Genomic DNA, 13,687 nt, shown 5'->3' with positions numbered 1-13,687 from the left:
GATAAAGAAAGGGGGGATCAGGCCTGCTCCACCTGCTCGAGCCAGATCAACAGGCGCAGGACTTCCTCGACTTCCTGCACCTGGAGGAAGCTGTAGCGCTGGTGGGTCTTGAAGATCCGCCGGGCCAGGGCGATGTCGTTGATCACTGGTACCCCGACCTCTTTGGCATACGCTCGAACGGCCAGGGCGCGCTGGTTGGTTTCCATCAGGGAGATGAACGGCAGCACGGTGATTTCCGGACGGAAATACACGCCGATGGCAATGTGGGTGGGGTTGGCGATGATCATCCGCGAGCTGCGCACATCGGACTTGACCTGCTCCGACAGCAACTCCCGGTGCAGGTCACGCCGGCGACCCTTGATTTCGGGATTGCCGTCCTGCTCCTTGTGTTCGCGCTTGACCGAGTCCTTGTCCATCATCTGGTCTTTCATGAACAGCCAGTACTCGCTGAGCGCATCGAGCACCACGATCAACAGCACGCAGCCCAGAAACGCCAACACCAGCACCAGCAGCAAGTGCCCCCAGATCGCGAACAGCTCCGGGGCCTGGGCAAACAATTGGGCAAACAGCAATTGCCGCTGGGTGACCCAGACAATCCACAGCGCCAGGGCAAAGCTGCCCAGGTACAACAGCGCTTTGACCGTGTCCTTGACCGTGCGCAGGCTGAACAGTTTTTTGAAGCCATTGATCGGGTTCAGCGCCCCGAGATTCAGCTTCAAGGCTTCGCTGGCCAGGGCAAAACCGCTTTGCAGCAACGCCGGCAACGCGCTGGTCAAGACACACACCAACAGCAGCGGCAGCAGTGCCTTGAGCCCGACCACCACCAACATCGCCGAGTACTTTTGCAGGTCGGCATCAAAGTCGCTGGCGATGATGCGCCGGTAGACTTCCATGACCTCAAGCAACGAGCTGTTGAACACCATGTAGGTGATGCCGCACAGGGTCAGGCAGGTGACGACCAGATCCTTGGCCTTGAACGTTTGCCCCTTGCGCGACGCATCCCGCAGTTTCTTCGGGGTGGGCTTCTCAGTCTTCGAGGCGCTGGACGACATCGCCACCCTCCCCGTCGCCAGTCAGATAGTGCTCCAGTGCCTGGGACTTGCTCCCCATGCGCAGGACTTCGTCGGGCAAGTGCACGCCGAAGTACAGCATCAGCACCACCAGCGCCACCAGGCTCTTGACCGTCAGCGACACCGAGAATGCATTCATTTGCGGTGCATAACGCGAGAGCAATCCAAGGAGCGCTTCGCTGACCAGCAGCGTCGCCACCACCGGCGCGCTGATCACCAGGGTTTTGCTCACCAGCGCATCCAGCAGACTCAGCACGGCTGGCAGGTGCATCTCACAGCCGTTTGCCGGCGTACAAATGCGATAACTGTGGCCGACGGTTTCGAGCATCAACAGCATGCCGCCACCTTCGAGATAAACCGCGGCGGCGAATAACTGGAGAAAATTCGCCAGCTCCGACGTATCGACGCCGTTGGCCGGGTCCACCGTACTGCTGAGCATTGCCCCGCGCTGGTTATCGATCAGGTTACCCATGGCGTGCAACACCCAGAACGGCCAGCACAGCAGGCAGCCCAGCAGTACGCCAATGCCGGCCTCGCGCAGCAACAAGCCTAAGAATGCCAACCCGTCGAGGCGCGGCAGCGGCTCGCCGACAGAGGTCCAGAACCCCAACGCCACCAGCACGATGACAGCCTGGCGCGGTGCCCCGGTCAGCACGCCGCTGTTGAGAAACGGCAACATGAAAAAAATCGGCGCCAGCCGTGCAACCCCCAGGACCGCCGCCGCGAACAGCGCGTACAGATCGAAAAACAGCGTCACCGACATCGGTCTAACCCAATGCCAGACGGATGACTTCACGGCTGAAATCGAGCAGGGTTTCGCCATACCAGCCCGAGAGCAGAAACAGGCACGCCGCCACCGCCATCAACTTGAATCCGAACGGCAGTGTCTGCTCCTGCAACTGGGTCACGGTCTGAATCAACCCCACCACCAGGCCGACCACCGTGGCGACAATGATCGGCCAGGCCACCATCAACAGAATCAGGTACAGGGTTTTATTGCCGGCATAGACCAGATCGTTCATGTCTATTCCCCTATGCCAGCAACGTCAGGTATTGCTTGACCAGACCGGTCGACAGCAACGCCCAGCCATCCAGCGCGACAAACAACACCAGTTTGATCGGCACCGAAATGATCACCGGACTCATCATCATCATGCCCAGCGCCAGGAGGATGCTGGAGATCACCAGATCGACGATCACAAACGGCAGATAGAGATAAAAACCGATCTTGAATGCGCTTTTGATTTCACTCAGCGCATAGGCCGGCAACAGCGAAAACAGTGAAGGTGTGAGTTGTTCATCAGCGGGCAGCTCCACCTCGGCATCACTACTCTGGACCGCTTGTGCACGCTCGAAGAACAGGGCCAGTTCGGGGTCAGTGTATTTGCGCAGGTAATCCTTGTAGCCACCCAGACCGTTCTCGGCAAAGTTCACCACCGACTCGATGTCGGTGAAGGCCACCGCTTCTTCCTTGTAGTAGCCGTAACCCTGCTTCATGACCGGCGTCATCACGAAAATCGCCAGCATCAAGGCGATCGCGTTGAGGGCCATGTTCGACGGCACCTGCTGCAATCCCAGCGCGTTGCGCACGATGACAAACACGATGGAAAACTTGATGTAACAGGTACCGGCGGCTACCAGGAACGGCAGCAGTGAAGCGAACGCCAGCAGCGCAATCAGCGAGACATCATTCATCGCCGCTGTTCCGATAAGTCGTTCCGATAGACTTCGAGCAACTCCACACCCAACTGATCGTCCAGCTGCACCAGTTCCCCACGGGCCACGCGCTTGCCATTGGCGCGAACCTCGATGTGCCGGGCGGCATCGGCCGCCAGCGGAATGAGCTGGCCATCGATGATCTGTGACAACGTCCCCAGGTCGATCTCATGAGCGGCGAGCAGGAATTCCAGGCGCACCGGCAAAGCACCCAGTTCGATGTCCGCATCGGCTGGGCCATCCGTCTGTTGATTTGAATCGGCAACCGTCGATTGCATGTGTAATCCCTCTTCAGTGAACGTGAACACACCGATGCGTTGATCGGCCAACAGGCATTGGTCTGTCCGGTGGGTGATGCGCAGGACGTCGCCCTGCCCCAGCCGCACTGGACGCAGGTGGCTGAAGCCCAGCAGCAGTTGCAGGCGAAGCGGCAAATCAGCCAGCCATGACCACGGTCCAGGCGAGCGACGGGACGCCTGTGTCGGTGGCAACTGCGTCAACCACACGCGCCCATGAGCCGTGTCGAGCCAAAGCAAATCGTGCGCTGGCAGTTCGGCCGGGGCGTCGATCAGTTCGAGATCGACCAACGCTTGATAAGACAGCTCGTCCACCATGGGCAGCGGTCGCGGCACAGCCCGGAACAACTCGACGATGCTCGCCGGCGGGCACTCGACGATCAACAATGAGCGCAACTGCGGTAATGCTTGATCCAGCCAGTCGCGGGCCAGGATCAGGCCATGCCAGTCCCCTTCCTTGCTGCGAGCGCAAAACCGCAAGTAGCCGGGCAATAGGTCCGGTCTGCCCACGCCGGCACCATGACCGGCATCGCACCAGCGTTGAACTGCTTGCGTACGGGCGTGCGCCGTTGCGTCGACCCGGCGCAACGTCAGCGCTCTCATGCTGGAAATTCCTGCTGCTCCGTCTGCTCTTCATCCGGCGAGTGATGGGAGCCTTGGTGCTGCTGCTCGCCACCGTCGTCGGTCAACCGCCAGCCGGGATCCCGAGCCAGTTCAAAAGGTGCCTTGAGTTGTTCGAAGACCAGGGTGTTGCTCGGGCTGAGCAGCAAGTTCTGAGTGGGCTCGTCGGGTAATCGGGAAATCGTCACTTGCCCGCTGGCGGCGCCTTTGTTGAAGGGCACCTGCAGCAGGCCACGGCTGGAACCGGGCAGCGTTTCGATCATCATGTCGAGGGCTGGCTTGGGCATAGGCATTGGGGGCAAGGGGATGGAAACCGCTGCGGCCGCAGGTGCATGCCGCACGGTGTGAAAGTTCATCAGTGCTTCGGGCGGTGGCGCGTCGGCGGCGAGTGTTGCCGGGGTACTGGCGGTGGCTGTCCGCTCGACCGGCAGCGATTCAGCCGTACTCGACGAATGTGGGTTCACGTCAATGCGCCCTGGAATCCCTTGCGCAGGCATGGCCACCCTGTCGAAGGCCGGGGCAACAACCTCCATTCGTTGTTTCAACGAAGGTTGGACTGGCTGGCCGGAGAACCGGACCGGTTGCGGATGAGACATCAGCTCCGGGACCCCCTGGGCGGAGATCAACGAATGCCCGGCCCCTTTGCGGCCAGCCTCCATGACAGGCCGATGACGCACAATCAGCGTTGCAAGCAAATCCTGCACACCTTGCGGCAGCTCATCTTCTTGCGCCGGTACAAGTGTGTCGCGCAGTTCATCTGCAGAACCCTCGGTAGCAGGTTCCAGCGTTGGCGCCGGTCCTGGTGAAACCGTAGAAACCCCCTTCATCGCTTTACTCCAGTCATCTCTTCTGTCTCCCGTTCTTCCCGGCGCACCTGCTCCAGCCGTTGCGCGCGCACCAGTTGCTGCACCGACCGTTGGTATGTGTCGTGTTTACGCTGCAGGCCACGCAGTTGCTCGCGTTGCGCTTGCAACGACAGCTCGATCTGCCTGCACTGCCCGTCCACGCGGTCGCGCTCAAGGCGTACCAGATCAATCTGCCGCCGGATGACCGCCTGGGTTCGCAGCAACGCCAGCAACTGCCCATGATCCAGAACGCAATCGGTGGCACGATGGCTGGCCAGCAGGTTTTGCAGCGAGACCTCTTGCCCCTCGAAACCGGCGAGTTCCCCCCGCAGCGGCTGCAACTGTTGTTGGGTGCGCAGCACGGCCTGTTCACCGCGTTGCTGACGGAACTGGCTGAACACCAACAGGCGGCGCCGGTCAGGCAATGAGTTCATTGAGGCTCCGCAGGGTTTCGTCAGGCTCGCAACATTCGTCCGTCGGCTGACGCAGCCAGTGAGTCAAGGCTTCGCGACGCTGCAAGGCCTGGTCGTTGGCGGCATCGGCGCCCTGGGTGTATTCGCCCATGTCGAGGAAAATCTGCAACTGCTCCAGGCGCGTCAGGGTTTCACGGGTCGACGCCGCCAGTTGTTGCACCTGCGCGCTGGTGACTTGCGTCGCCACGCGGCTGACACTGCGCAAGACATCGATCGCCGGGTAATGACCTTTGGCCGCCAGGGCACGACTGAGGTAAATGTGGCCGTCGAGAATGGAGCGAATCTCTTCGGCGATCGGGTCCGGTTCATCGTCACTCTCGAGCAGGACCGTGTACCAGGCGGTAATACTCCCGGAAGCCGTCACGCCGGGCCGCTCCAGCAAACGTGGCAGCGCATCGAACACCGACGCCGGATAGCCGCGCCGGGCCGGCGCTTCACCCGCGGCCAGGGCCAGGTCGCGGCGAGCACGGGCGTAACGGGTCAACGAGTCCAGCAACAGCACCACACGCTGGCCCTGATCGCGGAAATATTCGGCGATGGCTGTCGCCTGCAACGCTGAATTGCAGCGGTCCACCGAGGAAAAATCCGATGTGGCAAACACCACCACGCAACGTGATCGCTTCGTGGATTGGCGCAGATGTTCAATGAACTCGGTCACTTCACGCCCGCGTTCGCCGATCAGGCCAATGACGAAAACGTCCGCATCGGTGTGGCTGATCAGCATATTGATCAAGGTTGTTTTGCCGGACCCGGCCGCGGCAAAAATACCGATGCGCTGACCGACACCGCAGGTCAACAAGCCATCGATAACGCGGACTCCGGTGCTCAGCGGTTCTGCTACCGGCCGACGCTGGTGGTACGACGGCGGGTCGGCATCCACCGGATAATCCTGCGGCTCGAAGGCTGTCGACGGTGCCAGTCGCTCGACGATATTGCCCTGGGGATCGACCACGCTGCCCAGCAAGGCATCGCTGCAACTCAGGCGCAATGTCGAACCCGTCGGGACAATCATCGACTGTCTGGACAATCCTTTGGCGTCGCCGAGCAAACTGAGCAGTACGGCGCCGGGTTTGAAGCCGATGACTTGCGCCCGGGCCGCCACGAGCGGCGAACGCCAATGACGACGCACTTCGCAGACCTCGCCGACCACCACATCGTCCAGCGCCGCTTCGATCAAAGGACCGCTCAAGCGCAAGGGATGGGCGGCCTGCCGTTCCAGCCGGATGCTCATCGGCGCAACAGTTCGCACAGCGTTTCAATCGACTGCACAAAAGCATCCAGGGCCTGCGCGAAACGCTCGGCGTCCCCCAGGGCGTGGTCATTGGCCATCAAGCGCAGTTCGAGCTGCCCCTGGACTTCGCACAGGTGCAGTTGGCCGGTGCGAGAAAAAGCATTGCCTTCCAGCAAGAACTGCATCAATTCGAAGGCGCAATGGTTCATGACGCCGGGGGTCGCCTGCGCGACGGCGGCCCAGATCCACACATCGCCTTCCACCACGGCCACGCTGACATCGGGCAGGTTTTTCATCTGCATTTCAATGGTGCTGTGGCTGTCGAAGTGCCCTATCTGGCTGTCCATGCAGCCGCTGTGTCGCAGTGCTTCACGCAGCAGGTCAGCAATATCGATCGGTCTCATTTACAGGGTTTCCTCAGAGGGTCTTGATGACATTGACCGAGATGGTCTCGGAGATTTCGCCGAACGACATCACGTCCAGCTCCCGGAAACGCCCCTCGATCAGTTTCTTGATGTAGCGCCGCACATCGACCGAACACAGCAGCACCATGTCCTTGTGCGCGATGTGCAGGCTGTCCAGGCCGACGCTCAGGCGGTCCATCAGCTCTTCCGACTCGGCCGGCTCCAGGTTGATGAAACTGCCGCCCGAGGTTTGCCGGATGCCCCGGCGTACTACCTCTTCGAATTCCGCCGATAGCAGCAGGACGCGCAAGTCATTGCCGTGGGCGAATTTGTTGCTGATGTAGCGCGCCATCGCTCCGCGAACGTGTTCGACCAGCGCCAGCACGTCCTTTTCCCGTGACGCCCAGTGGGCCAGCGACTCCAGGATCAGCTTCATGTTGCGCACGGAAATGCGCTCACCGATCAGGCGTTGCAGGACCTCGGCGATCTTCTGCACCGTGACATGGCGATAGACTTCCTTGAGCAGGTCGGGATATTTCGCTTCCATTTCGTCGAGCAGTTGCTTGGTTTCCTGCACGCCGAAAAACTCCTGGATATTGCGCGCCAGCAACGTGACCAGGCAGCGGTAGCACTCCTCGTCTGCCGGGCGCAGTTGATAGCCCAACTGTTGCACTCGCTCCTTGTCGACGGCGTTGACCCAGACACCGCCCAGGCGATTGCTGTCGTTGCCGCGCACCAGGGCAAAACCCAGGGGCTCGAGGTCCGGCGAATAGTCGAGCAGACGCCAGTGATCGAAATGGATATCGAATTGCTCGGCACGCACTTCATTGATCAGCACCGCCACTTGATGAGCCGGCAACGCCTCGCTCGCGCGGAACTGCGGTTCGGGTATCCGCAAGCCGTAGTCGACGAAAAACTGGCTGCGAAAGCGCGCCGCCCAACGGGCTTTGTTCAGCGCAGCCAGTTGCGACGTGGGCACCAGCAACATCAAGGCGATGGTCTCTGTGGCGATGTTATCGACGTCATCGAGCAATCCCGACCCGGTTTGCAGCACATCCTGCTCGGTGGCTGCAACACGGCTCTCACCGTCAACAGTGCCCCTGGAAGCCTTTCGATGCCGGATGAACACCACCAGCGCCAGCACCGCGGCAATCGGCAGAAACGTCATCAGCGGGAACCCGGGGAGCAGACCGACACCCACCGCCAGCAGCGCGGTGACGCCCATCACGAACGGATTGCCGAGCATCTGGGCCAGCATGTTGCGCCCCAGGTTGCTGTCGTCGCCGTTGACGCGGGTCACGATGAAGCCGGCGCCGATGGCGATCAGCAGCGCCGGAATCTGTGCGACCAGGCCATCGCCGATGGTCAGCAAGGTGTAGGTCGACAGGGCCGTGGACATGTCCATGCCCATTTGCCCGACACCGATGGCCATGCCGCCGATGAAGTTGACGAAAATAATGATGATGCCGGCGATCGCATCGCCCTTGATGAATTTCATCGCGCCGTCGAAGGAGCCATACAGCTGGCTTTCACGCTCCAGCACGCTGCGTTTTTCCTTGGCTTCCTCGGCCGTGATGGCGCCTGCCTTGAGGTCGCCGTCGATGCTCATTTGCTTGCCCGGCATGCCGTCCAGCGAGAAGCGCGCCGCGACTTCGGCGACCCGCTCCGAGCCTTTGGTGATCACGATGAACTGCACAATGGTGACAATCGAAAAGATCACGAAGCCCACAACAAGGCTTTCGCCGATCACGAACTCGCCGAAGGACGCGATGATCTCGCCCGCATCGGCCTGGCTCAGGATCAAGCGGCTGGTACTGATCGACAGTGCCAGGCGAAACAGGGTGGTCAGCAACAGCAGCGCCGGGAACGTCGAGAAGCTGAGGATGCGTTCGATGTAGAACGAGCCCATGAACACCAGCAGCGAAATGACGATGTTCAGGCCGATGAGAAAATCCACCAGCACCGTCGGCAGCGGAATGATCAGCATGGCGATGATCATCACCATGAGAGTCAGGATCAGCAGCTCCGGGCGAGCGCTGACGTTGCGCAAAAACACATTGAACATGGCAGGTCAGTTCCGGAAAAAAGTCATGAGCAACCGCCGAGACGACGCTGTTCAATGCATTCGTGGGTGTAGGCAACGTCGGCCAGCAGCGAAAACTGTCGCGCCAGGCGCAGCGGCGCCTCTTCATCGGCAAACAGTTGCAACGGCAACTGCAGGCTGAACCGGCGCACCGTCTGCAGCAGCGTCGAGCGCTCACGGTGCAGGCTCAGCAGCACGCGCTCACCGAGCACGCCGAGCAACAACTGGTCGAGCTCATCGGGCCAGGTCAACAGGCCGAACAGGAACACCAGCCAGTCGGATTCATCGGGGTTGTGCCGGCAGATCAGTTCATCGCCCAGCAGGCCGCCGATGAACAGACCATCGGCTGAACGCAGGCGCTTGAGGCCATTCAGCCGGGCCAGCAGTTGGCCAAACTCTGCGCGCGAGCAACTCGGGTCCTGGGCGCTGATATCGGTGAGCAGCGCCGCTTCGATGAAGGCCAGTACATTCGTGCGTTGCAGTGGGCCGTACAGCGCAATCCAGTCCTGATAACAGCTGACCGGCCCTTCATCGGACTCGAGAAAATCCCGGTACGTTTCGCGCAACAGCGCGGCGCGCACAGCCATGCTCGCGCCGAACATCCTGGCCTTGAGCGCGGCGTTGATGCCGGCGTTCATGCGCTTGGGAGACGCCTGGGCGACCACCGTCTGCAAAAGGGTTTCGAGCCGCTGACGGGTGCTTTTCTCGAGTTTTTTACGGCGCAACAGTTCTCGCAGCACCAACGCCAGATCGCTGTCATCGGCAAACAGCTTCCGCGCCATTTGCAGCAACCAGCTGATGGGTTTGTCGCCGAGCCGTGCCAGGCTGAGAATCTGCCGAACCTTGGGCACGGTGTCGTCGTCCAGGACCCTTTCGAAGTTGTCGGTCAAGGTGTCGGACTTCAGTTCGAACTGCCGACGGCCACGAAACTGCGCCAATGCCGCCGACATTTCATCGCTGATCTGCACGAAACGCTGCAGGACGGCAGCCGTGCCGCTGTCGTCGAGATCAGTCTCCGCCGTCGCCTGTGGCTGCGGATGCTCGGCGGCCTTCTCGGCATTCAGCCGCGCCTGGGCCGCGCGCCCACCGCTGGAAATCGCTGGCAGGATCATTTTATTGCCGCCCGAAAATAGGAACGGCGCAAACGTTCGTGCTGTTCCGGGGTCAGCAACTGTGGAGCCGGTTCAACGGCGTTCGGCTCCAGCGTGTCGCGAATTTCCTTGGGTTGAATCAGGAAGACCCGCACGGTATTCGCCGAGCGACTCTGCCGATAACTGAACAGCCGGCCTATCCACGGAATCGACCCCAGCACCGGTATCCGGCCAATCTGTTCGCCGTGGTCATCGCGGGTGAAACCGCCCACCAGCAGGCTCTTGCCCGGCGGCACCCTCGCCACCGTACTGATGCGGGTGCGGCCGACTGTCGGCAGAGCGCTGGGCCGCTCACCCTGGCCCGGGTTCTCGATTTCGTTGCCGTCTTCGATATTGAGCGACATTTCAATCTCGTCCGCCTGGGCGAAACGCGGCAATACGCTCACCAGCGTGCCGTAGGTCACGTGCTGCAGATCAACACTGCGCTCGCCCACCAGCGGCGCATAAAAGGTGCGGTTATTGTCGAAAATCGCCGGCACATTTTCCTGGGTCAGGATCACCGGTCGCGACACCACATTCGCCCGGCTCGTGCGCTCCAGCGCCATGACCTGGGTGACGAACGACGCACCATCGAGCGTGGTCGCCGAGCCGGCGTTGAGCGACGCGCTGAATTTTCCGCCCGAATTCACGACGCCTTGCCAATTGACGCCCAACTGATTGAGCTCATCCTTGTGCAGATCAATGATCCACAACGACAACTCCACGTGGCGTTTGGGCGTGTCCAGCGCACTGACCAGGTTCTCGATAAAACGCACCTGCTCCGGCAACCCCTTGACCAACAGGCTGTTGGTGTCGGGATAGGCCACGACCCGAATGTTCCCGGCAGCGGTGTCGCGCGCGAGGATTCGCGGCGCGGACGGGTCCTGATCCGAAGGGGAGCTCGCCAGGCCTTCCAAAGGAAACGCCGGCATCATGCCCTGCGGTCGCTGTGCCGGGACGTGCGCCACCGCGGGCTCGACGCCGTTGCGTTCGCCGCGCAGCAAGGCCTCAATCACGGTGGCCAGCCCGGGAATCGTCACCTTGTCATCACGCAACTCGTATTTGCGGTCGCTCACAAAGGTGTTTCGCACCTGGATGACGCCGATCTGCTGCTTGCCCAGCAACAGTTCCGAGCGCTGGTTATCCATCAGGCCGGCCGCTTGCGTGACCAGATCGACATACATCGGCGGGCCGGAGACATGGAACGTACGCAGGCCATCGTGGCGCAATGGATAACGGCGATCGTGCAACCCGGAGCGTTCCAGGAACGCCTGCAGCTTCGCCACGGTCAGGGTTTGCAGCGACACCATCGCGCTTTTGAGTTCCGGGGCGTCATACAGATAAATCGCCTGACCATCGCTGTACCAGATCAGGCCCATTTGCGCGCTGACTCGCTCAAAGGTGCGTTGCGGCGCGAGCAGGTCGAACGTACCGGAAATCCGCTTGGCCGCAGCGGCCTTGCTGACGATGACCGGCTTGCCCAGCGGGCCGGACAGCTCGCTGAAAAAAGTGCGCGCGCTTTGTTCGCGGGCCTCGAAATTATAGACAGAGGCCTGTGCGGCAAAGGGTGCGAGCAGCAACACCGTGGCCAGACAGACGGGCAAAAGGGATAAGGAGAACGATCGGCGGTTCATCGGCTCACTTGCCTGGAAGGTAGGTGATATCGGCAAGACTGCTGGGCGTGAAGCCCACCAGTTCGCGGATTTCCTTGGAGAAATGCGAAGAAGAGGCAAAGCCGAATTCCAGCGCGACATCCGTTAGCGAGCAGTCCCGCAGACTCATGTTCAACAGCGCCTGGGCCGTGCGCCAGCCGCGCAATGCAGGCTTTGCCGCACTGCCCAGCGCCTGTCGGCACAATCGACGAAAGTGCGATACGGAAACGCCATAGCGTTGCGCCAGGTCGCTCAGTTTTTCACTGCGGGTGCCCTGCTCCAGCAGGAATCGCACAAGCCCGTAGCTCTCGGTATGACGTAGCACGCTGGCGAAAGCGTGGTAGGCCGGACTTGCGCTCATGGCCTGCCCGATGTACCAGCGCTCCAGCGCGCGCTCCGACCGAACGGTCTCGTACGTGACCGGCAACAGCGCCCACGGCGCATGGCCCGGCCGTTGCTCCGTCAACGTGTCACTGAGATCGAAAAAGACCTGCAGTTTCACCAGCCGTGTTTCGGACAGCGGCAGCACCTGCACACAGCCACCGCGCATTTGCAGCGCCTCGCTGACCGCGATCAGCCCCTCCCAACCACCGGGCAACCGGTGGCACTGCGCCGAACCCAGCAGGTCGGTCGACTCGCTGACACGCAGATGCAACACCCGCTCGCCGGAACGAGCCTCCGGGAATGTGGGGGCATGAAATGATTCGGTTTGCACGCCAACCTCCTTTGCAGCCTGACGATGAAGGGTCGGCAGGATGAAAGACATGGCGCGGCAAGTCCTGATGGAAAACTGATGAACACCGGGCTGGCATATGCCTTGCACCCATTGAGGTATCAGCACTCATGCCAACGGCGGGATGAGTGCCAGGACAATGGCGTCGTCACCCGGCCTTGCTCATGCGAGGACCCGGGACGACGCTTTTTTTTGCAAGGTGAAGATGCGATGAACGAACCATCAGCCGGCCCGTTGGCCTGGGTCAACGGCAGCGACGCCCCGGAAAAGACCGACATCAACCTCGGTTTCATGGCCCTGAGCGACTGCGCCTCGGTGGTGGTCGCCGCCACCCAGAGTTTTGCCCAGCCCTATGGACTGACCTTGAACCTCAAGCGCCAGTCCTCCTGGGCCAACCTGCGAGACAAACTGGTCAGCGGCGAACTCGACGCCGCCCACAGTCTTTACGGCCTGATATACGCCGTGCACCTGGGCATCGGTGGCGTCGCGGCCACCGACATGGCGGTGTTGATGGGCCTGAATCAGAACGGCCAGAGCATCAACCTTTCCCATGGCTTGCAGGCGCTCGGCGTGACCGGTCCTGAAGCACTGGACCGTCACGTGCACCAAACTCGCCCAAAACTCACCTTCGCCCAGACATTCCCGACCGGCACCCACGCCATGTGGCTGCACTACTGGCTGGCAAGCCAGGGCATTCATCCGTTGCACGACGTCGACAACGTGGTGGTGCCGCCACCGCAGATGGTCGCGCACCTGCAAGCGGGCCGTATCGACGGGTTCTGCGTCGGGGAGCCCTGGGCCGCCAGCGCGGTGAAACAGCAGCTCGGCTTCACGATGGCGACGACCCAGTCGATCTGGCCCGACCATCCGGAAAAAGTCCTCGGTTGCACCCGTGCGTTTGTCGAGCAATACCCCAATACCGCCCGGGCACTGGTGATGGCCATTCTGGAAGCCAGCCGTTTCATCGAAGACAGCGTCGAGAATCGCCGCAGCACCGCGCAGCTGTTAAGCGCTCCGGATTACCTCGATGCACCGCTCGATTGCATCGAACCGCGCCTGCTCGGCGAATACAACGACGGCCTCGGCAATCACTGGCAAGATCCGCACGCATTGCGCTTCCATGGCGGTGGCGCGGTCAACCTGCCGTACCTGTCCGATGGCATGTGGTTCATGACCCAGTTCCGCCGCTGGGGCTTGTTGCGCGACGACCCGGACTACCTCGCGGTGGCCCGTCAGGTCCAGCAACTAGACTTGTATCGAGAGGCCGCGGCCGCCGTCGGTGTTGCCTCGTCGGGCGAGGAAATGCGCAGCAGCCAGTTGATCGACGGCAAACGCTGGGACGGTTGCGACCCTGCCGGTTATGCCCGCAGCTTCAAGCTGCACGCCATGAGCGACAGCTCGCCCCTACTCGCCAGCCGCTGACAGGAGACTGC

The 13,687-nt window shown here is 61.4% G+C and carries 14 protein-coding genes; 1 reads left to right on the top strand and 13 read right to left on the bottom strand.

Translation table 11 applies throughout. The annotated features are described in order from the left end of the window. Nucleotides 1-17: 17 nt before the first annotated feature. The 13 genes from ACM6IQ_RS09730 to ACM6IQ_RS09670 are packed head-to-tail and all read right to left on the bottom strand — an operon-like array spanning nucleotide 18 to nucleotide 12,287. Nucleotides 18-1,052, bottom strand: coding sequence for an EscU/YscU/HrcU family type III secretion system export apparatus switch protein (locus tag ACM6IQ_RS09730; RefSeq protein WP_017337485.1), 1,035 nt, complete (start codon nucleotides 1,050-1,052; stop codon nucleotides 18-20). Further along, nucleotides 1,027-1,833, bottom strand: coding sequence for a type III secretion system export apparatus subunit SctT (gene sctT, locus ACM6IQ_RS09725; RefSeq protein ID WP_414878979.1), 807 nt, complete (start codon nucleotides 1,831-1,833; stop codon nucleotides 1,027-1,029). The genes ACM6IQ_RS09730 and sctT overlap by 26 nt, the downstream gene beginning before the upstream one ends. A gap of 4 nt (nucleotides 1,834-1,837) precedes the next feature. After that, a complete protein-coding gene (locus ACM6IQ_RS09720) occupies nucleotides 1,838-2,092 on the bottom strand; it encodes an EscS/YscS/HrcS family type III secretion system export apparatus protein (protein WP_017337483.1) in 255 nt (84 codons plus the stop codon). Between the two features lie 10 nt (nucleotides 2,093-2,102). Then, nucleotides 2,103-2,765, bottom strand: a complete 663-nt coding sequence (locus ACM6IQ_RS09715) for an EscR/YscR/HrcR family type III secretion system export apparatus protein (RefSeq protein ID WP_414878616.1) — start codon at nucleotides 2,763-2,765, stop codon at nucleotides 2,103-2,105. Further along, nucleotides 2,762-3,685 carry a FliM/FliN family flagellar motor switch protein gene (locus ACM6IQ_RS09710; RefSeq protein ID WP_414878615.1) on the bottom strand — a complete coding sequence of 308 codons (924 nt, stop codon included), beginning with the start codon at nucleotides 3,683-3,685 and terminating at the stop codon, nucleotides 2,762-2,764. The genes ACM6IQ_RS09715 and ACM6IQ_RS09710 overlap by 4 nt, the downstream gene beginning before the upstream one ends. Next, nucleotides 3,682-4,530 (bottom strand): hypothetical protein, encoded by an 849-nt coding sequence (locus ACM6IQ_RS09705; RefSeq protein ID WP_414878614.1) that lies wholly within the window; start codon nucleotides 4,528-4,530, stop codon nucleotides 3,682-3,684. The genes ACM6IQ_RS09710 and ACM6IQ_RS09705 overlap by 4 nt, the downstream gene beginning before the upstream one ends. Continuing rightward, nucleotides 4,527-4,982 (bottom strand): type III secretion protein, encoded by a 456-nt coding sequence (locus tag ACM6IQ_RS09700; RefSeq protein WP_414878613.1) that lies wholly within the window; start codon nucleotides 4,980-4,982, stop codon nucleotides 4,527-4,529. The genes ACM6IQ_RS09705 and ACM6IQ_RS09700 overlap by 4 nt, the downstream gene beginning before the upstream one ends. After that, complete coding sequence (gene sctN, locus ACM6IQ_RS09695; RefSeq protein ID WP_414878612.1) at nucleotides 4,966-6,252, bottom strand: type III secretion system ATPase SctN; 1,287 nt, start codon at nucleotides 6,250-6,252, stop codon at nucleotides 4,966-4,968. Before sctN ends, ACM6IQ_RS09700 begins: the two co-directional genes overlap by 17 nt. Further along, nucleotides 6,249-6,656: a hypothetical protein gene (locus ACM6IQ_RS09690; RefSeq protein ID WP_017337477.1), complete on the bottom strand. Its 408-nt coding sequence runs from the start codon at nucleotides 6,654-6,656 to the stop codon at nucleotides 6,249-6,251. The genes sctN and ACM6IQ_RS09690 overlap by 4 nt, the downstream gene beginning before the upstream one ends. Nucleotides 6,657-6,669: 13 nt before the next feature. After that, nucleotides 6,670-8,721 carry an EscV/YscV/HrcV family type III secretion system export apparatus protein gene (locus ACM6IQ_RS09685; RefSeq protein ID WP_017337476.1) on the bottom strand — a complete coding sequence of 684 codons (2,052 nt, stop codon included), beginning with the start codon at nucleotides 8,719-8,721 and terminating at the stop codon, nucleotides 6,670-6,672. 23 nt (nucleotides 8,722-8,744) lie between these two features. Further along, nucleotides 8,745-9,851 (bottom strand): type III secretion system gatekeeper subunit SctW, encoded by a 1,107-nt coding sequence (gene sctW, locus ACM6IQ_RS09680; protein ID WP_414878611.1) that lies wholly within the window; start codon nucleotides 9,849-9,851, stop codon nucleotides 8,745-8,747. Next, the gene (sctC, locus tag ACM6IQ_RS09675; RefSeq protein ID WP_414878610.1) at nucleotides 9,848-11,503 is read right to left on the bottom strand and encodes a type III secretion system outer membrane ring subunit SctC; all 1,656 of its coding nucleotides are present in this window, start codon (nucleotides 11,501-11,503) and stop codon (nucleotides 9,848-9,850) included. Before sctC ends, sctW begins: the two co-directional genes overlap by 4 nt. Before the next feature lie 4 nt (nucleotides 11,504-11,507). Beyond that, nucleotides 11,508-12,287 carry a helix-turn-helix domain-containing protein gene (locus ACM6IQ_RS09670; RefSeq protein ID WP_414878609.1) on the bottom strand — a complete coding sequence of 260 codons (780 nt, stop codon included), beginning with the start codon at nucleotides 12,285-12,287 and terminating at the stop codon, nucleotides 11,508-11,510. A 177-nt stretch (nucleotides 12,288-12,464) separates the two neighbouring features. Between ACM6IQ_RS09670 and ACM6IQ_RS09665 the strand changes: the two genes are divergently transcribed. After that, nucleotides 12,465-13,676, top strand: a complete 1,212-nt coding sequence (locus ACM6IQ_RS09665; protein ID WP_414878608.1) for a CmpA/NrtA family ABC transporter substrate-binding protein — start codon at nucleotides 12,465-12,467, stop codon at nucleotides 13,674-13,676. The last annotated feature ends 11 nt before the right edge of the window (nucleotides 13,677-13,687 follow it).

Origin of the sequence: Pseudomonas sp. IT-P100 (genome assembly GCF_949767185.1) — a bacterium.
Classification (GTDB): domain Bacteria; phylum Pseudomonadota; class Gammaproteobacteria; order Pseudomonadales; family Pseudomonadaceae; genus Aquipseudomonas; species Aquipseudomonas fluorescens_B.
The sequence above is the reverse complement of the archived record's forward strand: the minus strand, read 5'-3'. Positions and strand labels throughout refer to the sequence as shown.

Bases quoted from the DNA above. Each gene is read 5' to 3' on its own strand.
- ACM6IQ_RS09720 (WP_017337483.1), bottom strand. From the start codon at position 2,092: ATGAACGATCTGGTCTATGCCGGCAATAAAACCCTGTACCTGATTCTG.
- sctT (WP_414878979.1), bottom strand. From the start codon at position 1,833: ATGTCGGTGACGCTGTTTTTCGATCTGTACGCGCTGTTCGCGGCGGCG.
- ACM6IQ_RS09665 (WP_414878608.1), top strand. From the start codon at position 12,465: ATGAACGAACCATCAGCCGGCCCGTTGGCCTGGGTCAACGGCAGCGAC.
- ACM6IQ_RS09710 (WP_414878615.1), bottom strand. From the start codon at position 3,685: ATGAGAGCGCTGACGTTGCGCCGGGTCGACGCAACGGCGCACGCCCGT.
- ACM6IQ_RS09670 (WP_414878609.1), bottom strand. From the start codon at position 12,287: ATGTCTTTCATCCTGCCGACCCTTCATCGTCAGGCTGCAAAGGAGGTT.
- sctC (WP_414878610.1), bottom strand. From the start codon at position 11,503: ATGAACCGCCGATCGTTCTCCTTATCCCTTTTGCCCGTCTGTCTGGCC.
- ACM6IQ_RS09705 (WP_414878614.1), bottom strand. From the start codon at position 4,530: ATGAAGGGGGTTTCTACGGTTTCACCAGGACCGGCGCCAACGCTGGAA.
- ACM6IQ_RS09715 (WP_414878616.1), bottom strand. From the start codon at position 2,765: ATGAATGATGTCTCGCTGATTGCGCTGCTGGCGTTCGCTTCACTGCTG.
- sctW (WP_414878611.1), bottom strand. From the start codon at position 9,851: ATGATCCTGCCAGCGATTTCCAGCGGTGGGCGCGCGGCCCAGGCGCGG.
- ACM6IQ_RS09685 (WP_017337476.1), bottom strand. From the start codon at position 8,721: ATGTTCAATGTGTTTTTGCGCAACGTCAGCGCTCGCCCGGAGCTGCTG.
- ACM6IQ_RS09690 (WP_017337477.1), bottom strand. From the start codon at position 6,656: ATGAGACCGATCGATATTGCTGACCTGCTGCGTGAAGCACTGCGACAC.
- sctN (WP_414878612.1), bottom strand. From the start codon at position 6,252: ATGAGCATCCGGCTGGAACGGCAGGCCGCCCATCCCTTGCGCTTGAGC.
- ACM6IQ_RS09700 (WP_414878613.1), bottom strand. From the start codon at position 4,982: ATGAACTCATTGCCTGACCGGCGCCGCCTGTTGGTGTTCAGCCAGTTC.
- ACM6IQ_RS09730 (WP_017337485.1), bottom strand. From the start codon at position 1,052: ATGTCGTCCAGCGCCTCGAAGACTGAGAAGCCCACCCCGAAGAAACTG.